The 20,894-nt window shown below is 70.7% G+C and carries 13 protein-coding genes; 5 read left to right on the top strand and 8 right to left on the bottom strand.

Features of this window, described 5'->3' with window-relative positions:
* Positions 1 to 25: 25 nt before the first annotated feature.
* On the bottom strand, positions 26 to 421 hold the full coding sequence (locus tag ACW14X_RS19070) for a roadblock/LC7 domain-containing protein (protein WP_008360946.1): 396 nt from the start codon (positions 419 to 421) through the stop codon (positions 26 to 28).
* Positions 418 to 3,726, bottom strand: a complete 3,309-nt coding sequence (locus ACW14X_RS19065) for a nitrate- and nitrite sensing domain-containing protein (protein WP_457162976.1) — start codon at positions 3,724 to 3,726, stop codon at positions 418 to 420. Before ACW14X_RS19065 ends, ACW14X_RS19070 begins: the two co-directional genes overlap by 4 nt.
* A gap of 461 nt (positions 3,727 to 4,187) precedes the next feature.
* Between ACW14X_RS19065 and ACW14X_RS19060 the strand changes: the two genes are divergently transcribed.
* Positions 4,188 to 4,586 carry a cold shock domain-containing protein gene (locus ACW14X_RS19060; protein ID WP_160026974.1) on the top strand — a complete coding sequence of 133 codons (399 nt, stop codon included), beginning with the start codon at positions 4,188 to 4,190 and terminating at the stop codon, positions 4,584 to 4,586.
* Here the strand turns inward: ACW14X_RS19060 and ACW14X_RS19055 are convergent.
* From ACW14X_RS19055 to ACW14X_RS19045, 3 genes are read right to left on the bottom strand one after another with little or no spacing between them, the layout of a single operon-like run.
* On the bottom strand, positions 4,583 to 5,290 hold the full coding sequence (locus ACW14X_RS19055) for a M50 family metallopeptidase (protein ID WP_457162975.1): 708 nt from the start codon (positions 5,288 to 5,290) through the stop codon (positions 4,583 to 4,585). The two genes, ACW14X_RS19060 and ACW14X_RS19055, sit on opposite strands and share 4 nt — an antisense overlap.
* Complete coding sequence (gene larE, locus ACW14X_RS19050) at positions 5,287 to 6,132, bottom strand: ATP-dependent sacrificial sulfur transferase LarE (RefSeq protein ID WP_457162974.1); 846 nt, start codon at positions 6,130 to 6,132, stop codon at positions 5,287 to 5,289. The genes ACW14X_RS19055 and larE overlap by 4 nt, the downstream gene beginning before the upstream one ends.
* A 9-nt stretch (positions 6,133 to 6,141) precedes the next feature.
* The gene (locus ACW14X_RS19045) at positions 6,142 to 7,221 is read right to left on the bottom strand and encodes a nitrate- and nitrite sensing domain-containing protein (RefSeq protein WP_457162973.1); all 1,080 of its coding nucleotides are present in this window, start codon (positions 7,219 to 7,221) and stop codon (positions 6,142 to 6,144) included.
* Positions 7,222 to 7,333: 112 nt separating this feature from the next.
* Here ACW14X_RS19045 and lepB point away from each other — a divergent pair, with 112 nt between their 5' ends.
* Positions 7,334 to 8,098: a signal peptidase I gene (gene lepB / locus ACW14X_RS19040; RefSeq protein WP_160026964.1), complete on the top strand. Its 765-nt coding sequence runs from the start codon at positions 7,334 to 7,336 to the stop codon at positions 8,096 to 8,098.
* Positions 8,099 to 8,176: 78 nt separating this feature from the next.
* Here the strand turns inward: lepB and ACW14X_RS19035 are convergent, their stop codons facing one another.
* From ACW14X_RS19035 to ACW14X_RS19025, 3 genes are all read right to left on the bottom strand, one after another.
* Positions 8,177 to 9,328, bottom strand: coding sequence for an RDD family protein (locus ACW14X_RS19035; RefSeq protein WP_457162972.1), 1,152 nt, complete (start codon positions 9,326 to 9,328; stop codon positions 8,177 to 8,179).
* 126 nt (positions 9,329 to 9,454) lie between these two features.
* A complete protein-coding gene (locus tag ACW14X_RS19030) occupies positions 9,455 to 11,374 on the bottom strand; it encodes an FHA domain-containing protein (protein ID WP_160026960.1) in 1,920 nt (639 codons plus the stop codon).
* Positions 11,371 to 12,198: a PP2C family protein-serine/threonine phosphatase gene (locus tag ACW14X_RS19025; protein WP_141795102.1), complete on the bottom strand. Its 828-nt coding sequence runs from the start codon at positions 12,196 to 12,198 to the stop codon at positions 11,371 to 11,373. The genes ACW14X_RS19030 and ACW14X_RS19025 overlap by 4 nt, the downstream gene beginning before the upstream one ends.
* Positions 12,199 to 12,480: 282 nt before the next feature.
* On the opposite strand from ACW14X_RS19025, the gene ACW14X_RS19020 reads away from it, so the two are divergent.
* The 3 genes from ACW14X_RS19020 to ACW14X_RS19010 all read left to right on the top strand — a co-directional run bounded on the left by ACW14X_RS19020 (position 12,481) and on the right by ACW14X_RS19010 (position 20,892).
* Positions 12,481 to 14,475: a helicase-associated domain-containing protein gene (locus tag ACW14X_RS19020; protein ID WP_457162971.1), complete on the top strand. Its 1,995-nt coding sequence runs from the start codon at positions 12,481 to 12,483 to the stop codon at positions 14,473 to 14,475.
* Positions 14,476 to 14,484: 9 nt separating this feature from the next.
* Positions 14,485 to 16,134, top strand: a complete 1,650-nt coding sequence (locus ACW14X_RS19015; protein WP_457162970.1) for a DNA repair helicase XPB — start codon at positions 14,485 to 14,487, stop codon at positions 16,132 to 16,134.
* 108 nt (positions 16,135 to 16,242) lie between these two features.
* Positions 16,243 to 20,892 carry a family 78 glycoside hydrolase catalytic domain gene (locus tag ACW14X_RS19010; protein ID WP_457162969.1) on the top strand — a complete coding sequence of 1,550 codons (4,650 nt, stop codon included), beginning with the start codon at positions 16,243 to 16,245 and terminating at the stop codon, positions 20,890 to 20,892.
* Positions 20,893 to 20,894 lie beyond the last annotated feature (2 nt).

The following is a 20,894-nucleotide window of genomic DNA, read 5'->3' as shown; positions in this document are numbered from 1 at the left end:
CTCGGTCCTAGGGTCGGGGCACTGATCAGGCGCCGGTTCTGGTATCGGGGGTGAGGGCGGTGGCAACACGCGAGATCAACAGCTGCATCTGGTAGCCAACCTGTCCCAGATCGCAGTCGGGGGCGGCGAGGGCAGCAAGGCTGGAGCCCTCACCAACCGCCATGAGGACCAGATAGCCACCGTCCATCTCGATGACCATCTGCTGGACATTACCCGCCGCGAAGCACCGAGCTGCTCCCTGGGTAAGACTGGTGAGACCGGAGGCGATCGCCGAGAGCTGGTCGGCCCGGTCCGGGGGGAAGTCGACGGAGCTGGCCATCGGCATACCATCAGCCGACACCAAGATCGCGTGAGCGATGTCAGGGGTGCGCTGGGTCAGGCTGTCGACAAGCCAGTCCAGTCCTGCGGGGGCCGTTGTCACTGCTGCTCCTCACCTTCGGGGTTGCTTTCCGCATCAGCGGGGTTGTTGCGGGCGCGGCTGACGCCCTTCTGGAAGCTGGACATGCCACGGGTGCGGCGCGCGTCCATGTTACGCGGACCTGATGACGGTGGTGTGACCGAAGGCGCCGCACCTGGGATCAGGTTCTGACCCGGAACACGAACGGGGAGGCCACCCTGGGTGACCGTCGCCGGCTCCTGCTCCTGCAGCTGCTCCAGCTCCTGCGCCCGGCGCCAACCCTCGTCGCCCGGCGAGGACCAGCTCATCGGCGTGGTCGGCTCGTCGTCCTGCGCGACCGGCTCGTCGGCCGGCTCGCCCGCAGGGGCGGCCGCCGGACGGGCAGCGTCGGGCTTGGGTCCCGGACCGGCCTTGGCGGCCGGGGCGATCGGGTCGCTGAGCGGGTCGCCCTTGGACTCCATCGCACGGCGCGCGCCGAGCGGGCGACGACGGGTGAACCACTCGGACTGCAGGTCGTCGAAGATCGAGCTGCCCTCGTCCTCGAGGATCGGAACCTCGGTGGTCGAGTCGAGCGGGTTCGGCGAGTTGGTCGGCTCCGGAGCCATCGGGCCCATCGGGCCCGGGGCGATCGCGTCACCGGCCGGACCGAACGGGTCGTCGTCGGGACCGAAGCCCGGCGGCGGCGTACGCGGCGTGGTGCGCTCGTTGGGGCGCTCGAAGGTGCGGAACGCGCCGGTGTCGGTGCCGAACGGGCTGCCGCCCTGCGAGCCCGGGTCGCGACGCGGCAACTCGCCGGTCTCGGTGCTCGGGTCGAAACGACCGTCGGGGAAGCGGGCGGCCAGGTCCTCGGCCTTGCGAACCGGCAGCATGTTGGAGAGGAAGTTCTGCTGCTGGCCGCTGGGGTTCTGCTGCGGGGCCGGCGGCTGGTTGGCGCCGAACGGATCGCCGCCGAACGGGTCTCCCCCGTACTGCGGCTGGCCACCGCTGAACTGCTGCGGCTGCGCCGGGAAGCTGCCCGTACGCGCGCCCGGACCCTCGAATCCCGGGTCGCCCGGCATCGGCGGGACACCACCGAAAGCGGGCTGCTGGCCCGTCTGCGGTCCGCTCTGACCGAAGCCGTTGTGCTGGCCCGAGTGGCCGTTGGCACCCTGCTGGAAGGCCGACGCACCGCCGTTGGAGAGGTTGGGGTGGTTGGACGCACCAGGCGTACGGCTCGGCAGGGCCGGGGGCGCCGCAGCGGAGGCGGCAGGCGCCTCGGGCGCCGGAAGCGCACCGACCGGCACGTCGTAGGGGTTGCCACCTGCGTACGGCTGGGCGTCGTAGGCGGGCATCCCGTACTGCATCTCGTAGGGAAGCTCGCCGGTGCCCGGGTAGGCGCCGGTCTGCTGGCCGTAGCCGCCCTGCTGGAAGGCGTAGGCGTCGAAGCCCTGCTGCTGGCCGGACGGGGCCTCCGCGTGAGCGCCGACGATCGTGGTGACCGGCATCTCGACGCGCGCGACCACACCGCGGGGGCGGTTCGGGACGAGCTCGATGTAGAGACCGTGACGCGCCGCCAGGCGCGCGACCACGACCAGACCCATCATCCGGGCGACGTCGGCGTCGAGGCCGGTCGCACGGCGCAGCTTCATGTTGGCCGCGTCGAGCTCCTCCGGCGTCATGCCGATACCGAGGTCCTCGATCTCGACCAGCAGCGGCGCGGCGGGGCCGGCGCGGAAGGTGCGGATCGTGACTGCGGTGTCGGGCGGGGAGAAGTTGGTGGCGTTCTCGATCAGCTCCGCGAGCAGGTGCACGAGGTCACCCGCGATCGCACCCTCGAACTCGGCGTTCTCGTCGGAGTCGATGTCGACCCGGGCGAACTGCTCGATCTCGGAGGCCGCGGCACGGAGCACGTCGAGGACCGGGACCGGGCCACGAGCCGCGTGGCCGATCTCGCCACCGGCGAGGACCAGGAGGGACTCGTCGTTGCGGCGCATTCGGGTGGCGAGGTGGTCCAGGCGGAACAGGTTCGCGAGGTCGTCAGGGTCCTGCTCGTTGGCCTCGAGCTGGTCGATGAGCTGGAGCTGACGCTCGACGAGGCTCTGCGAACGGCGGGAGAGGTTCATGAACATCTTGTCGACGTTCGTACGCAGCTCGGCCTGCTCGCCCGCCAGCCGGATCGCCTCGACGTGGACCGCGTCGAACGCGTCCGCGACGTCACCGATCTCGTCTCGACGCGCGATGTCCAGCGGCTCCACATGCGTATCCACCGGGCCGTCGGCCTGGTTCATGTAGGCGACTCGCTCGGGCAGGTCGTGGTTGGCCAGGTTGTAGGCCAGGCGACGCAGCTGGCTCAGCGGCGACAGGATGGAGCGGGCCGCGACCAGACCGACGGCGAGGGCGAAGATCAGAACACCGAGAACGAGGAGCCCGATGACGATGGCGTCGCGGGTCGCGTCGCTCTTGATCTGCTCGACGTCGTCGCTGATCTCCTGCGCGGTCTGGACGATCATCTTCTGCAGACCACGGATGAACTCCGTGCTGGCCTCGGTGTACTGGTCCGGGGTCATCTTGACCCGGTCCATGCTGCCGCTGGAGATCACCTGGTTGACGACCCGGTGAGCGGGCGCGCCGACCGAACCCTCATCGGTGGTGTCGTTGGTCAGCTCGTCGAGCTGCTGGCGGATGTCGTCGGACGTCTTGGCGTAGTAGTCCGCCGTCGACAGGCGCCACTTGGCCTCGGCACGGGCGAGCTCGGCGAACTCTTCGTCGGTGAGGACGTCGGGGTTGACCGCACCGTTGCTCTCCGCGGCCGCCTTCTTGCTCAGCGCCTTCATCATGATCACGCGCTCGCTGCCCATGGCCTCCGAGGCGGGACGCACGTTGCTGATCGCGGCGATCTTGGAGAAGACCTCGTCGTTCTCCAGGGTCGGCATCTGCGCCGAGATCCCGAAGAGGTTGTTCATCACGGTCGTGTAGGCCAACTGGGCCTCGACCGCGGTGTCCTTCTCCTGGATCTGCGCACGCAGGTCGTCGATGCCGTTGAGGGCCTGCTGGATCTCGACGATGCTGTTCTCGAGGTCCTTGTCGTCGCCGGCGTCGATCTCCTTCGCCTTGGCGCTCCAGGCCTCGATCGACTCGTCGGTCTTCTGCTGCAGCGGCCGCATGACGACCTCGGGTACGCCTGCGAGCGCACCGTCACGCTCGAACAGGATGTTGATCGCGAGTTCGTAGGTGTCAGGCAGTGCCTGGGCGACAGTCTCGGCCTGGCGTGCTTCCGCCTGGGCTGAGAGGGCGCGCGAAATGCTCAACCCGCCGAACACCATCGCCGCGATGGTCGGGATGAGCAGCACGAAGATGAGGCGCGCTCGAATTCCCTGCCAGGGCTTACGTTCCGGACGGTGGGTTGTGCTTGCGTATGGCTCGGCCATTACTCCCTCTCGTGGCCATGTCACATCATTCCCGAGAGGCATGCACCGTCTGTGGTGCATACCCCAGTCCCCCGCCGCGAAGTCTGCTGGCACCCGGGCGTACCTGTCTGCAGTCTTTGGCGACGCAAACTTACGTCATAAGTGGTCTCGATTACCAATGGTGTACGAAATCATTTGCAAATCTATGGAGGGGTAGGCGGAGTATAGGCCCCACCCGCACGAGGGACGACATGGCGAGCCATCCGTGGATGCCGTCGACGCCGGAGAGGGGAATACCTCACGCGTCCCTGGGCGCTGAGGACTAGGCTCTCCCGCGTCGGCCGTCACAGTCGCCGGGCGACGTACGTTTGAAGCGCTGATGCGCGAGGAAGGGGCAAGCTGCCGTGCCTACTGGCAAGGTCAAGTGGTTCGACGCCACCAAGGGCTTCGGGTTTCTGTCGCAGGACGACGGTCCGGACGTGTACGTCCACGCCGACGCGCTCCCCGAGGGCGCTGCCAAGACCTTGAAGGCCGGCACCCGGGTGGAGTTCGGCATCGCCCAGGGGCGCCGCGGTGAGCAGGCGCTCTCGGTGACCATTCTGGAGCGCTCCCCGTCCGTCGCCGGGCGTCAGCGTGCCGCCAAGCGCCGCAAGCCCGAGGAGATGGAGCTGATCGTCGAGAACGTGATCAAGCTCCTCGACGACATCCGCGACGGCTACGCCCAGGGCCGCCCGCCCACGCGCGAGCTGGCCAAGAAGGTCTCCCCCGCGCTACGCCAGATCGCCGACGAGTTCGAGCTCTAGATCCAGGTCAGGTCGGGGATCAGGGTCTGCACGCCGACCACCAGGCCGGCGAGGTTCACCGCCAGCAGGACAAGGATCCAGAGCACCGACGGGATGCCGGTCAGGCCGGCGAGCTGGTCGGGGTCGGAGCCGCGGCGGCCTCGCTCGCCGCGGCCGAGGAGCTCCAAGAGCGGCCTCGGTGAGGCGAGCAGGAGCAGCCAGGTGACCAGCGTGGCGACGATGGTCTGGAGGCGGCCGTCGGCGTACCAGCTGATCGCGCCCAGGGCTGCGCCGAGCACCAGCAGGACGACGAGGCCGTAGCCGTTGCGCACCCACAGCAGCAGCACGAGCATCGCGGCCACCAGGAGCCACAGCAGTCCCAGGGCGTGACCCGCGGCGAGCATGGTCGCGCTGAGCAGGCCGAGGAGCGCCGGGGCGAGATAGCCGGCCGCGAGCATCGCCACCATCCCCGGACCGGACGGCTTGCCGCGCGAGAGGGTCACGCCCGAGGTGTCGGAGTGGAGCTTGATCCCGGCCAGGCGCCTGCCCACCAGGACCGCGACCACGGCGTGCCCGGCCTCGTGGACGACGGTGACGCCGAGGCGTACGGTGCGCCAGGTTCCCCGCCACACGACCAGCACCAGGGCGACGACGCCGGCGCCGATCAGCCAGGGCGCTTCGGGGACGGTCTGGGTCGCGGTGATCGTGTCCCAGAACCCCGTCACTTGACTGCCTTCTGGTTCATCGATCCGGAGCGGAAGCCCCGTGGGTCGATCTCCGCGGCGGGGAATCCTGCGTCGGTCACTGTCTTGAGCACCTCGTCGGCATGGTGGGGGTCGAGAGGCAGGAGGGTAGCGGACAGCTCCACGGTGGCCTTCTCCCCGTGGTCACGCACGCGCAGGTCCACCCTGGCGGCGTCGTGGCCGCGGGCGGCCAGGACGCTGCGTACGCCCTGCTCTGCTCTCTCCACGCGCGCGAGGCGCCTCGGGGTGACCTCGAGGCCATAGGCGATCCGGCTGGAGAGGCAGGCCGCGGCCGGCTTGTCCCAGGTCGGCAGCTCCCAGCGGCGCGAGGCCTCGCGGATCTGTTCCTTGGTCAGCCCGGCGTCCTTGAGCGGCGTGATCGCACCACGCTCGGCGGCCGCGCGGATGCCGGGCCGGAGACCGTTGAGCCCCTCGATCGCGTCGTCGGCGTTGGTGCCGGTGGCCACGTGGGCCAGGCCCAGCTCGCGCGCCAGCGGCACTAGGGTGTCGAGCAGCTCAGCCTTGCAGAAGAAGCATCGGTCGGTGCCGTTGGCCCGGTAGCCCTCCCGCTCCATCTCGTGGGTCTGCGGGGTGATGAGGCGTACGCCGAGACTCTTCGCGAACTCGGCGGCCGGGTCCCTCTCCGCGATCGGAAGACTGTGCGAATAGCCGGTCGCGGCGGCGACGTTGTCGCTGCCCAGAGCCCTGGCGGCGGCCGCCAGGAGGAAGGCGCTGTCGGCACCGCCGGAGAAGGCGACCAGCACGCTTCCCCGAGTCTTGAGATCCGCTTCGAGAGCGTTGAGCCGTGGGTCGAGGTCGGACACGCTCAGACCCTATCCGCGGGCTCCACGCGTGTTCGCGGATCGGCGCCGGGAGACCAGGACCACCAGCACGACCACGAACACGATCACGATGACGACGAGGACGCTCACGACCGCGAACGTGAGAACGAGCGCGACGAGCGCGGCGCGGGTCGCATCGTCGCGGTCGGCCCGCGCCTCCTCGGCGATCTCCTCGGCGGAGGCGATGAGCACCTCCCGCAGGCCGCGCATGAAGTCGTTGCTGGACGTGACGTACGAATCCAGGGTCAGCGCCGTGCCGCCACCGGCGATGACCTCGTTGACGGCCTGGTGGGCCGGCACGCCGGTGGCCCCCTCCGTGGCCGTGCCGGCCGTCAGCTCGTCGAGACGTCGACGCTGGTCCGCCGACGACCCCTCGTAGAAGGCGGCGAGCGAGCGCCGCAGCTCCGCCTCCGCCTCGGTGAGCGCCGCGATCTCGTTGTCGCTCATCTGCTTCGCGACGGTCGGCGGTGAGCTGGAGAGTACGGCCATCATGATCGCGCGCTCCTGGCCCAGCGCGTCCCATGCCTCGGGCATGTGGCCGATCGCCTCGATCGACGAGGCGGCCTGGCCATCGCCCGGGTTCGGCAGCTCGTCGGCGATGCTGAACAAGTCGTTGCTCAGGGCGGTGTATCCCTCCGTCCCCTTGGCGCGATCGTCCAGCATCTGCGTACGCAGCCCATCGATGCCATCGACACCTTCGGCGACCCGGGCGAGCGTCGCGTCGAGCTCCTTGTCGCCGCCGTCGATCTCCTGCACCCGAGCGCGCCACCCCTGCGCCGACTCGTCGGTGGCCTGCTGGATCGGCCGGAGCACGACGGGAGGTACGCCGGCCGTCATCGCATCGCGTTCGAAGGACAGGTTGGCCGCGAGGTCGAACGTCTCCGGGAGAGCCTCAGCGAGCGTCACGGTCCGCGCGCTGGGTTCCGCCTGACTGGTCGCCCGCGAGACGCCCAGATAGCCGAGGACTCCTGCCACGATGGCGTCGATCACAGCCAGGGCCAGGACGGTCCAGATCGCCCACGGGCCCTTCTCGGCACGCTCATGGGTCGGGGATTCCAGTGTGTCGGTCATGACGCCCCTCGGGTCCGGATGAGTGAGGAACCCTAGGGCAGGAGCGGCGCCGCGCGCCCGTGAATTCTGGATAGCGCCCGGGCCGGACTCGTCGTCTGGATAGGGTCTCAGCATGGGGGCAGAGCGGGAGGCGTCGGTGGGGTCAGGCCGACGGCAGCGGGGAGTTCTGGGGTCGCTCGTCGAGATCCTGATCATCGCGGTGACGGCGATCCTGCTCGCCGTTGTCATCAAGACGTTCCTCGCCCAGGCGTTCTACATCCCCTCCGAGTCGATGCAGCCCGGGCTGGAGGTCAACGACCGCGTACTGGTGGAGAAGCCGTCCTACTGGATGGGTGGCACGCCCGAGCGCGGCGACGTCGTCGTCTTCACCGATCCCGGCGGCTGGCTCTCCGCCAACCAGATCGCACCTGCCCCGACCGGCTTCAGGGCCGTGCTCGCCAAGATCGGGCTCTACCCGACCGGTGACCACCTCGTGAAGCGGGTCATCGGAGTCGCGGGCGACACCGTGGAGTGCTGCGAGTCGGGTCGGATCGTCGTCAACGGCACGCCCGTGGACGCGTCGTCCTTCATCGCTCCCGCCGACACCTGCGACGGCCCGATGGCGCAGGACAACGGGTCGTACGTCAAGGGCGGCTGCCGGGGGTGGAAGGCCGTCGTCCCCGAGGGCCGGATCTTCGTGATGGGCGACAACCGTGCCAACTCCGCCGACTCGTCCTTCCATCTGTGCAGCCCCGAACGCCAGGAGTCGGGCGACGAGGCCTGCTCGAACGCGTTCGTACCCGTCTCGGACGTCGTCGGCCGCGTCGCCGTCGTCTTCTGGCCCACCGACCGCTTCGGCGTCGAGCATCGCCCGGAGACCTTCGACTCCGTCGACTGACCTCGCCGAGGCGTCACGCGCGTCGGCCGAGACGTCAACTGTGTGACGTCTCGGCCGGCGCGGGTGACCTTTCGGCGGTCAGGCTTCGCGAACCACGTCCATGGTGCGGTCGCCGAACTTGACCTTGTCGCCGTCGATGAGAGCCGCGGGGCGGCGGGCACCGAGGGCTCGTGCGGCGCCCTGGCGGATCAGGGTGGTGCCGTTGGTGGAGCCACGGTCCATGACCACGAGGGTGCCGTCGGCCGCGATCTGGAACTGGGCGTGGGTCTTGGACAGGGACATGTCGCTCGAGGAGAGGGCTACCCGGTGGGCTACCTCCTCGCCCGGACGCGGCTCGGGGCCGCGACCGACGATGGCGAGGCCCTCGACCACGAAGCTCTGGCCGGTGTCGAACGTGACCCGCCAGCGAGCCGTCGCCGCGGGCTGCGGGGCAGGCACGGGAGGCGGCGGAGGGGCGGGCTGCGCCAACGGCGGGGCCGGAGGGGCCGGAGTCGGTGGGGCGGGAGCTGGCGGCATCGGAGCCGGGGGTGCCTGACGGGAGATCATGCCCGGGACGATGGTCTGCGCCGCTTGGGCCTCGGCCGCGGCCTGAGCGGCAGGCGCCTGAGCCGCGGGGCTCTGGGTCGGCGCGGCGGGGGTCTGCGGCCGCTCGGCCCGCTCCGGGGTCGCCTCGGCCTGCTTCAGGCGCATGGTGGTCAGGTTGACGATGCGACGCGGCGCGGGCGCCTCTTCCTCGGCCTCGACGACCGCCGGAGGCCGTACGTCGACCACGACCGAGCCTGCTCGGCGGTCGTGCCACCCCTGGCGGCGGCCGCGGTCGTCCATCGCGGCGACCCAGGCGAAGGTGGCGGTGCCGATGCCGAGCGTCGGGATCGTGCAGAGACCGAGCAGGGCCTGGCGTACGAACGCCTTGCCGACGCCGATGGGGCGGCCCGCGGCTCCGGAGTCATCGCTGACCACGCGGAGCCCGAGGGCCATCTTCCCGGGCGTCTTGCCCCCGGAGCCGGTGAGTACGGTGCCGACCAGCCAGACTCCCAGGACCACGCCGGCGATCAAACCGACGCCGGCAAGCAGGTTGTCGTTGCGGAAGAAGATCAGCCAGGCGGCGAACCCGGCCGCGGCGAAGATCGCCCACGCGATCACCCGGTCGATGGCGAAGGCGTAGAACCGACGGTCCGGTTCAGCGATCGCAGCCTCGACGGTTGGAGCCGGCAGGCCGGCCACGCTCATGCCGCCGCCTCCGTACGAAGAGGCGAAGAATACGGACGCGGCGGCCTGAGGCCCATCGTCGCTCGCTGGCGCTCGCTCATGCCGCCGCCTCCACAAGGGCAGGCGACATGAGCGAGAGCCGCTTGATCATGGGTTGGTCACCCGGATCGTCAGACTGTCACCGAGGTCGATGACGGCACCCGGCATGAGCTGGACGGGTACGCCGGGACGCAGGTCCTCCGGGCCGAGACCCGGCTGGACCAGCACGGTGCCGTTGGTCGAGCCGAGGTCGGTGACCACCGCTGCGCCGTGGTCGACACCGGCACCGGGACGGATCTCGCAGTGGGTCGAGGAGATCTCCTGGTGCGGGCTGGGCACGGTCACCAGCATCGGCTGCTCGGTGGGCGTGAACCGGCTCGCCTCGGGGGCGCGGCCGACCAGGACGACCCGGTCGACCTCGACGCGGTCGCCGCTGGAGAACTCCAGGCGGGCGACCGGGTAGGCGGTCACCTTCGGGGCCTCGGGCTGGCCGGGGATGCCGGCGAGACCGGCGTTGAGGTCCTCGCCCACGCCGATGCGGGTCAGACCGTCGTGGTCGTCCTCATCGGGGTTGGGCTCCTCCCAGACCGGCTCGTCGTGGGTCTCGGGGATCGGCGCCACGGGCGGAGCCGGCGGCGCGGGCGGGGCCGGGAACGCCGGAGGGGCCGGGGGTGCCGGAGGGATCTCGGTCACCGGCGCGTCGACAGGAGCGCTGTCGAAGGACGGTGCCTCGATCGGGGCGTCGCTCGGCGCAGCGTCGATCATGCCCTCGGCCCGCGACTCCTCGTAGGGAGCAGGCGGCGCGTCCACCGGCGGCGGCGGAGGCGTCGTCAGCGGAGGCGGAGGCGGCATCGACGGCGGGCCGAAGCCGGGCGCCGGGGCGGACTCAGGCTCGTCGTAGGACTCGGGCCCGTCGTAGGCCTGCTCGTCGACGGCCGGAAGGACCTCGGTCTCGGCGTCGGGAGCGACGTTCATGTCGGACACGGGCTCCGGGGAGACCGCGGAAGGACCGAAGGAGGACGCCACGGCAGCAGCGTGCTCGTCGCTGGCGTAGTCGTCCTCGTAGCCGCCGGAAGCGGGCTCCGGGAAGTCCTGGTCGTCGGCGTCCTGGGAGGCGGCCGGCATCTCGAACGCCTCTGTCGGCTCGGTCAGGTCGTCGTGACGCGGTGCCGACGCCTCGCCGGACTCGTCGCCACGGTTGACCGAGATCGGCTCGTCCGCCTCGACATCCTCGTCGAAGTCGGAGTCCGGGCCGAGGTCTGCCTCCGCGCCGGAGTCCGACTCAGCCTCCGCCCCGAGACCGGGGAGGTCACCCGAGACAGGGATCGGCGGAACGACCGAGAGGGAGGGCGGAGCCGCGACCGGCTCGTCCTCGTCGAGACCCTGCTCCTCGGCGGAGTCCAGGTCGTCGGCGGAGTCGGCGTAGCTGTCCTCGGGAAGAGGATCGGTGAGCGGGTCACCCGGCGCCGGCTCGTCGACGCCCTCGTCGGGGCCCTCCTCGACGGCCACCGGGGCAGCGACGAAACCGGCGCGGCTCTCCGGCGAGTCGTCCTGGGCGGACTCCGGGACCGGCGGCGGAACCTCGAGACCCGAGACCCGCAGCAGGCCACCGAGCGCCGTCATCGGCTCACCGGTCGCGCCCTCCTCGCCGAGCGAGACGGACATCCTGGTGACACCCTCGAGCGTGCGCTCGACCCACGTCTTCGACGACGAGCCGTCGACCTCGACGGTGCCCTCGCCGGCCTCGAACGAGACCACGGACGGGCCGCGCACGACGGTGCGTACGCTGCCGCCGTCGGGCGTCACGTCCCCGGAGATGAGGACGAAGCCCGGCAACGAGCTCAGCCCGGTCGCGACGAGCGCGTCGAGCACCTCGTCGAACCCGGCACCGTCGTCGACGAGCGCCCACAGCGCGCCCGCACGGCTCTTCTCCGAGGGCGGGAGCAACACCGTGGCGCTCTCACCGATGATGCCGAACCATGTGCCCGGCATGTAGGACGTGCTTGCGATGGTTCCTTGCTCACTCATGGCAGCACTCCTAGCTTCTGCTCCATACTCACCCTTTGTTGCTCCGAGTCATACGGGTTCTCCTCGGTCAATCCCATCACATCGACCACGATCGCGGTGGCGTTGTCCCGGCCACCCGCCTCGACCGCGGCGGCGACGAGCTTCTCGGCCGTGTCGCGGGCGTCGGTGTCCTCCGCCGCGAGGATGTCGGCGATCTCAGCATCCGAGATCATCCCGCTCACGCCGTCGGAGCACAGCATCAGCCGGGCCCCCACGGGCAGGGTCACCTGGAAGATGTCCGGGACCGCCGGGGCCATCCCGCCCAGCGCCCTGGTCACCACGTTGCGCTCCGGGTGGTGCTCGGCCTGCTCACGCGTGATCTGCCCCGAGTCGACCAGCTCCTGGACCAGGCTGTGGTCGCGGCTGAGCTGGCTCAGCGTGCCGTCGAAGTATCGGTAGATCCGCGAGTCGCCGACGTTGAGCAGGATCCACAACGGGCTGCTTCCGCCGTCGGCGATCAGAGCCGCGGCACAGGTGGTGCCGGACTGGTAGTCCGAGGCCCCGCGCGAGCGCTGCTCGAGCGCGAAGGCCACGATCCGGTCCTGTGCGGCCTGGAGGGCCTCGACCATCGCCTGGCTGCCGGACTCGGACACGTAATGGGTGCCGCCGAGCTTGGCGAACTCCTGGATCACCATCTCGCTGGCGATGTCACCACCGTCGTGGCCGCCCATACCGTCCGCCACGACGAAGACCGGTGGCTCGGCCACATGGGAGTCCTCGTTGACCTTCCGCACCTGGCCGACATCGGTCGCGGCCCCGTGCGCGATCACTACTTTCCTGGACATCTCGCCCCCTAGGCCTGCCGGGATAGCGTGATGCCGATGGACACAGGCTTCCGCTCACTCGCAGACCAGTTGCGCTCTTGGCCCACAGAGCGCGTCTCACGCCTGCTTCTTGCTCGTCCTGATCTCGCCACGCCGTCCCCTCATGACTCCGGCCAACTCGCCGCCCGAGCAGCCACTCGCACATCCTTGCACTACGCGATGGATGACCTTAACCATCTCGAGCTGATCGTGCTTGATGCCGTTGCCCTCGCGAATCAAACCACCAAAGCCCACTTATCTTCCATGGTGAACGCTGAAGTGGACGCCGCGACACGAGCACTTTCTCATCTCGAGGACACCTGCCTGGTGTGGCACTCCCTCGACGGCCTGCGCGCAGTGACCGGTGTCGCCGCCCTGCTGCGGGGCTCGCCCGGCACCTCCGGGCTGCAGCCGTTCGCCGCTGACCAGGAAGAAGTCGTACGCAGCCTGCCGGCTGTGTCCGCCGAGGCGCGCGCGATGCTGGAGGCCGTCGACGCCGGCGGCGGGCAGGCCTCCTCCTCACGCGCGCGCCCGGGCGTATCCGTGGCGGAGGCGGCCGGACCGGCCGAGGAGCTCATCGCCCACGGGCTGCTGGTCTCCTCGGGCGACGGCATGCTGACCCTGCCCGGCGAGGTCGGGCTCGCGCTGCGGGGTGGGCGGACGACGATCGCCGCCGTGGACGTCCCACCACCCCTGCCGACCTCCCCGCGGGCATCCACGCTGGTCGACCGAGCGGCCGCGGGCGCCGCCTTCGAGCTCGTACGCAACCTCGAGCTGCTCCTCGACGGCTGGAGCGTCACGCCGCCCCGGTCGCTGCGCGGCGGAGCGGGTCTGACGGTCCGGGACCTGAAGACGACGGCCGAGCGGCTCCATGTCACCGAGCCCACAGCGGCGCTGCTGATCGAGGTCGCCTGGGCCGCGGGGCTGCTCGCGCTGGGCGCCGACGAGGAGGGCGATCCGGCCTGGATGCCGACCGAGCTCTTCGACCAGTGGCTCCAACAGCCCCTGGCGGCCCGCTGGTCGCACGTCGCCAGCGCCTGGCTGGCCTCGCCCCGCTTGCCCGGGCTCGTCGGTCAGCGCGACCCCGCCGGGAAGACCTGGAACGCGCTGGCCCCCGATCTGGCCGGAGCCTCGGCCGTGGCGACGCGGCGGCAGACCCTGGGCCTGCTCGCCGCCCTGCCGGACGGCGAGGTCCTCGCCGCCGGCACCGGCCCCGCCGCGGTCGTCACCCGCCTCGCCTGGGAGCGGCCGCGCCGGCCGCGCACCCGCACCGAGTCCCGCGAGGCCCTGGTGGACTGGACGCTCACCGAGGCGGAGACGCTCGGGCTCGCCGCGTTCGGGGGGCTGGCTGCGTACGGTCGGCAGCTGGTGGCGGGCGAGGATCCGGTCCCGACCCTGGCCGGGCTGCTGCCGGAGCCGGTCGACCACGTGCTGCTCCAGGGCGATCTGACCGCGGTCGCGCCGGGGCCGCTGGAGCCCGCGCTGGCGCGCACCCTGGCCGTGGTGGCCACCGTGGAGTCGCACGGTGGGGCGACGGTCTACCGGTTCACCAAGGAGTCGGTGCGTCGGGCCATGGACCGCGGCTGGACGGCCACCGAGATCCACGCGTTCCTCACCGCCGCCTCCCGCACCCCCGTCCCGCAGGCGCTGACCTACCTGGTGGACGACACGGCGCGTACGTTCGGGACGGTCCGGGTCGGGTTCGCCACCGCGTACCTGCGCAGCGACGACGAGGCGGCGCTGGCCGAGCTGCTGGCCCACCCGGCGGCCGAGTCCCTGGGACTGCGACGACTGGCGCCGACGGTGGTCGTCAGCACCGTCGCGCTCGACTCGCTCCTCCCCCGGCTGCGCGAGCTCGGCCTGGCCCCGGTCGTCGAGGCACCCGACGGATCCATCCACGTCGCACGCCCCGACGCCAAGCGCGCCAAGGTCCGCAACGGCGCGCGGCCGGCCGGTGCTCAGGAGGCCCATCTCGCCGCGCGTGCGACCGCGGTGGCGGCCAGGATCAAGGCGGGTGACGAGACCGCGGCCGCCCGCCCGGCTCCGGCCGAGCCGGCCTCCACCATGGCGATCCTCCACGAGGCCATCGATGCCGGGGAACAGGTCGTGATCTCCTACGTCGACGGCCGCGGCGTCGGCGGCGAGGCGCGCGTCGAGCCGCTGGGGATCGACGGCGGCTCTCTCGCGGCCCGGGTCGAGGACGACGTACGTTCCTTCGCGCTGTCCCGGATCAGGAGCGTGCGCCCGACGTCGCCGTAGGCTGGTCCGGTGAACGACGGCCCCCTGATCGTCCAGTCGGACAAGACGCTGCTGCTCGAGGTCGACCATGCCCGGGCAGGTGAGTGCCGCAAGGCGATCGCGCCGTTCGCCGAGCTGGAGCGGTCACCCGAGCACATCCACACCTACCGGCTGACTCCGTTGGGACTGTGGAACGCACGCGCGGCCGGGCACGACGCCGAGCAGGTGGTGGACACGCTGCTCGAGTTCTCCCGCTATCCCGTACCGCACTCCCTGCTGGTCGATGTCGCCGAGACGATGGCACGCTACGGCCGGCTCCGTCTGGAGAAGAACCCGGTGAACGGCCTGGTGCTGGTCTCCTCCGACCGGGCGGTGCTGGAGGAGGTCATCCGGGCGAAGAAGGTCGCCGGGATGCTGGGCTCACGGCTCGACGAGGACACCGTCGTCGTCCACCCCTCCGAGCGCGGAAACCTCAAGCAGGCGCTGCTCAAGCTCGGCTGGCCGGCCGAGGACTACGCGGGCTACGTCGACGGCGAGGCGCACTCGATCGCGCTGGACACCACCGACTGGACGCTGCGCCCCTACCAGTCGGAGGCGGCCGAGTCGTTCTGGCACGGCGGCTCCGGAGTCGTCGTGCTCCCGTGCGGCGCCGGCAAGACGCTGGTCGGCGCCGCCGCCATGGCGCACGCCCAGGCGACCACGCTGATCCTCGTCACCAACACCGTCTCCGCGCGGCAGTGGAAGGACGAGCTCGTACGCCGCACCTCGCTGACCCCGGACGAGATCGGCGAGTACTCGGGGTCGGTCAAGGAGATCCGGCCGGTCACGATCGCCACCTACCAGGTGCTGACCATGCGCCGGAAGGGCGCCTATCCCCATCTGGAGCTTCTCGACGCCCGCGACTGGGGCCTGGTCGTCTACGACGAGGTGCACCTTCTTCCCGCCCCGATCTTCCGGATGACCGCCGACCTGCAGGCCCGCCGCCGGCTCGGCCTGACCGCCACGCTGGTGCGGGAAGACGGGCGCGAGGGCGACGTGTTCTCCCTGATCGGCCCCAAGCGCTACGACGCTCCGTGGAAGGACATCGAGGCGCAGGGCTGGATCGCCCCGGCCGACTGCGTCGAGGTGCGGGTGACGCTGCCTGCCGGCGAACGACTCGTCTACGCCACCGCCGAGCCCGACGAGCGCTACCGGATCGCGTCGTGCACCCACCACAAGATCGACGTGGTCAAGGAGATCGTCGCCTCCCACGCCGGCAAGCCGACGCTCGTGATCGGGCAGTACCTCGAGCAGCTCGACGAGATCGCCGCCTCGCTCGACGCCCCGGTGATCGAGGGCAAGACGTCGGTCAAGGAGCGCCAGCGGCTCTTCGACGCCTTCCGCTCCGGCGAGATCGACCTGCTGGTCGTCTCCAAGGTCGCCAACTTCTCGATCGACCTGCCCTCGGCCGAGGTCGCGATCCAGGTCTCCGGGGCCTACGGCTCACGCCAGGAGGAGGCTCAACGGCTCGGTCGGCTGCTGCGCCCCGGCGACGGCAACAAGACCGCGCACTTCTACACGATCGTCTCCCGCGACACCGTCGACGCCGACTTCGCCCAGAACCGCCAGCGCTTCCTGGCCGAGCAGGGCTACGCCTACCGGATCGTCGACGCCGACTCCCTCGACGACCTCACGTCCTGACCGGTTGAATCGTTGGCCGTGGCCGGATGCGGCCAAGTCGCTGCACGTGGAATGTGACGCACGCCATACTCGGTGAAGCGTTTCAATTCCTCGACCCCAGGAGTCCGCGTGCGCCGACACATCGCCGGGCTGGTCACGGCCACCCTCGCCGTCGTCCTCTCCCCCGCACTGCCCCCACTCGCCGCCAGCGCCATTCCATCGACCGAGGACGGGGGCTCCGTCCCTGTCGTCGGCGAGCTGCGTACGAATGCGCTGGCCGATCCTCTCGGCATCGCGACGACCGCCCCCACGCTCGGGTGGCAGCTCGACTCCGACCGCCGCGGCGTGACCCAGAAGGCGTACCAGATCCGGGTCGCGTCCTCGGAGCGACGGCTCAGCTCGCCCGACGTGTGGGACAGCCGGAAGGTGAGGTCCGGGCAGTCCGTCGACGTCCGGTACGCCGGGCCGGCACTGAAGCCTCGCACCGACTACGTGTGGTCGGTGCGGGTCTGGGACGACGACGGCGTCGCCTCCGCGTGGAGCGAGCCGGCGACGTTCGCCACCGGCCTCGGCAAGGAGGCGTGGACCGCGGACTGGATCGGCGCGGAGACTCCCGAGCTGGGCGCGAAGTGGACCGACTACACGATCGAGTTCACCGCCTCCGACATCGGCGGAGCCCTGGGCGTCTACTTCCGTGGTGAGAACACCGAGAACGCCTACATGTGGCAGTTCAGCGAGTCCGACGACGCGCTTCGTCCGCACGTGAAGCGCAACGGCGGCTACTCCGTGCTGCCCGCTAAGCCGGTCCCGAGCGGCTTCGACTTCGCCGCCGAGCACGACTACGCGATCACCGTCGCGGGCGACATGATCACGACCACGATCGACGGCCAGCAGCTCGACCAGCGCACCGACGCCACCTTCGCGGGACCTGGTGTCATGGGCTTCCGCACCAACGGCGCCGAGCACGGGCTGGTCCACGACGTGACGGTCACCAGCGCCGGTGGCACCACCCTCGTGAACACCGACTTCCCGACCGGCGACCGCACCTTCACCGCCGGCACCGTCACCGCCGACGGGCTCCGGGTCGACAACGCCGGCGGCGAGGCGTGGCTGCGCGGCGACGACGCGGTGCCGCTGCTGCGCAAGGAGGTCGACCTGGGCGAGAAGAGCATCACCCGCGCCCGCGTCTACGCCTCGGCGCGCGGTGTCTACGAGCTGCGCCTCAACGGCGAGCGGGTCGGCGACGCCGAGCTGGCGCCCGGCTGGACGGCGTACGACAAGCGCATCGACTACCAGACCTACGACGTGACCGAGCTGGTGCGCTCCGGCTCGAACGTCTTCGGGGCCGAGGTCGCACCCGGCTGGTACTCCGGCAAGGTCGCGATGTTCGGCACCGACGTCTACGGCACCGACAACTCCGTGATCGCAGAGCTCGTCGTCGACTACTCCGACGGCACCAGCGAGGTCGTACGCACCGACGACACCTGGCGCACCACAGGCGGACCGACTCGCGAGGCCGACCTCCTCGACGGCGAGTGGTACGACGCCCGCCGCGCAGCGGAGGTCGAAGGCTGGGACCGGGCCGGATATGACGACCAGGACTGGGCCGCCGTCGCCGTCAGGGACGAGCCGACCGACGTGCTCGAGCCGCAGACGGCCGTCGACGTACGCGTCACCGAGGAGCTCGAGACCGCGAAGCGGATCGACTCCCCGACCCAGGGTGTCTACCTCTACGACCTGGGCCAGAACATGGTCGGCCACGTCCGCCTCACCCTGCAGGGCGAGAAGGGCCGGACGGTCACGATCCGCCACGGCGAGGTGCTCAACCCGGACGGCACCCTCTACACCGCCAACCTCCGCAGCGCGAAGGCCACGGACACCTACACGTTCGGGTCCGACGAGCCCGAGACGTACGAGCCGTCCTTCACCTTCCACGGCTTCCGCTACGTCGAGATCTCCGGGCTGGACGAGGCGCCCGACGCCTCCGACATCGTGGGTGTCGTGGTCGGCACCGACGGCGACCTGGCCAGCACGCTGGACACCAGCTCGGACCTGGTCGACCAGCTGCAGAGCAACATCGTGTGGGGAATGCGCGGCAACTTCCTCTCCATCCCGACCGACACCCCGGCGCGCGACGAGCGGATGGGCTGGACCGGCGACATCAACGTGTTCGCCCGGACGGCGGTCTACAACATGGACTCCGAGTCGTTCCTGACCAAGTGGCTGCAGGACCTGCGCGACACCCAGCGGCCCAACGGATCTCTCCCCGGCGTGGCCCCGGTCGTCCCGGGCCGCTTCGACGGCGGCTACGAGTCGGCCGGCTGGATGGACGCGGGCGTGCACGTGCCCTGGACGCTGTGGCAGGCCTACGGCGACACCGGTGTCATCACCGAGAACTACGACATGATGAAGCGCTACGTCGACTTCCTCGACGCCGACTCGACCGGGCACATCCGGTCCGCCGGCGGCTACCTGGACTGGCTCAACCTCGACGACCCGACACCCGCGGACGTCCTGGACACCGCCTTCGTCGCGAAGAGCACCCGGGAGTTCGCACAGATGGCGAAGGCGATCGGCAAGGACGCCGACGCCGCTGCCTACCAGGCGCGCTACGAGGCCATCCGGACTGCGTACCAGCAGGCGTTCATCGCCGCCGACGGGTCCGTCAAGGGCGACAGCCAGACGGCGTACATCCTCACCCTGACCAACGACCTCGAGCCCGCGGACCGGCGCGAGGCGGTCTACGAGCAGTTCGTGCAGACGCTCGAGCGGCGTGACTACCACCTCTCGACCGGGTTCCTCGGCGTCGACGGGCTGCTGCCCGCGCTGACCAAGGCCGGACGCACCGACATCGCCTACCGGCTGCTGCAGCACGAGGACTACCCGTCGTGGGGTTATGAGATCGGCAAGGGCGCCACCACGATCTGGGAGCGCTGGAACTCGATCAACCCGGACGGCACGTTCAACGACGTGGGCATGAACTCCTTCAACCACTACGCCTACGGCGCCGTCGGCGAGTGGATGTATCGCACCATGGCCGGTGTCTCGGCCGCCGAGCCCGGCTATCGCAAGATCACGATCGCCCCCGAGCCCGGAGACGGTATCGACGACGTCGACTACAGCCTGCAGACCCCGTACGGCACCGTACGCAGCGCCTGGGCGACCCACGACGGGCCGATGACCCTCGAGGTGACCGTTCCGGCCAACACGACCGCCGAGGTGCGGATCCCCGCCGCCAACCGGTGGGCGGTCACCGAAGGCGGCTCGCCGATCGAGGACTCGGCCGACGTCGAGTTCGTGCGTGAGGACGAGGACGTGGTCGTCCTCGAGGTCGGATCCGGCGACTACAGCTTCGCGGTCGCTCCCGCCCTCGGGGACCTCGGCGCGGCTCGGGCGGAGGCTGCCGCGACGGCCGCGAAGGTCTCCTCCCTCGACCTCGCCGGCCCCGCGGGCAGTGCCGCCAAGCGCGACCTCGCGAAGCGGACCGCGTTGCTGCGCGGCCAGATCGACGAGGCGTGGGAGCTCGCCGCTGGCGACGCCGAGGAGGAGCGGATCGCCGAGGCGGTCCACCGTTCCCTCGCAGCGGCCGCGTACCTCGACCGCGCCGTCCAGATGTACGCCGAGAACGGCACGCTCACCGAGGCGACGGCGACAGGTCTGCGTGATCGGCTCACGGCGATCGAGAAGAGTCTCTCGCGCGCCTCGGCCCGACTGGTCGGAGCCGTCGCCGTCCTGCAGGTGCCCGACGAGGAGGTCCTCCCCGGCGATGTCGTCGAGGTGTCGGTGCGGGTCGACAACTCGGGCAAGCAGCCGCTGCAGGAGGTGACCTCGTCGCTCGAGGCGCCGGACGGATGGACCGCCGAGGCGGTCGGCGCGCCCGCCGGCACCGTGCCTGCCGGCGGACAGGTCGAGCACACCTATGAGGTCACGGTGCCGGAGGATGCGGCCGTGGGTCCCGCCGAGCTCAGCGGTGACCTGTCCTACAGCCGCTCGGGTGGCACCGCCAGGCTCCCGGTAGGAGGCACCCTGATGGTCGGACCCGGCGTGCAGATCACCGCGACATCGAGCGCCCCGGCATCGGTCGACGGCGGACAGACCGCGACCATCACCGCCACACTGCACAACCGCAGCGACGTCACCCAGCGCGGCGAGCTGTCACTGACCGGCCCGGCCGGCTGGTCGGCGGAGCCGGTGGGCTACGAGATCCCGGCCGGTCAGGACGCCGATGTGGACGTCGAGGTCGTCGTGCCGCGGACGGTCGTGGCCGGCCCGGCCTCCCTGACCGTGGCGACCGGAGCGACGCCGGCGGAGCACGCGGCGGCCACCGTGACCGTCGGACTCGCGACGCCACCGTCGGAGTCCACCGATCATGTCGACCTCGGTGAGGCCACCTCGGAGACGGCGCACCGACTGACCGCCTCCGAGCGGTCGGGGACCAATCAGGAGGCCGGGCTGACCCGCCGCTACACGCACTCCTCCTACCCCGGCGGCTGGTTCGAGTTCGACGCCGCGGTGCCGACGGATGGATCGTTCGTGGTCCGCATCGTCGAGACGTTCGACGGCGCACGACGCAAGACCTACGACGTCGAGCTCGACGGTCAGGTCGCACACAGCGTCGACCTGACCCGCACCAGCGGCGGGCAGGGCACGATGACCCACCAGTTCCTGGTCGAGCCCTCGGCGACGACCGCTGACGGCTCGGTGCGGATCCGGTTCCGGGACACCGGCGCCGACTACGACCCGTCGGTCGCCGACGTGTGGGTGGTGCCGGCGGCATGAGC

Source organism: Nocardioides sp. YJ-D4, assembly GCF_054031495.1.
This window is presented reverse-complemented; position numbering and strand designations above follow the sequence as displayed.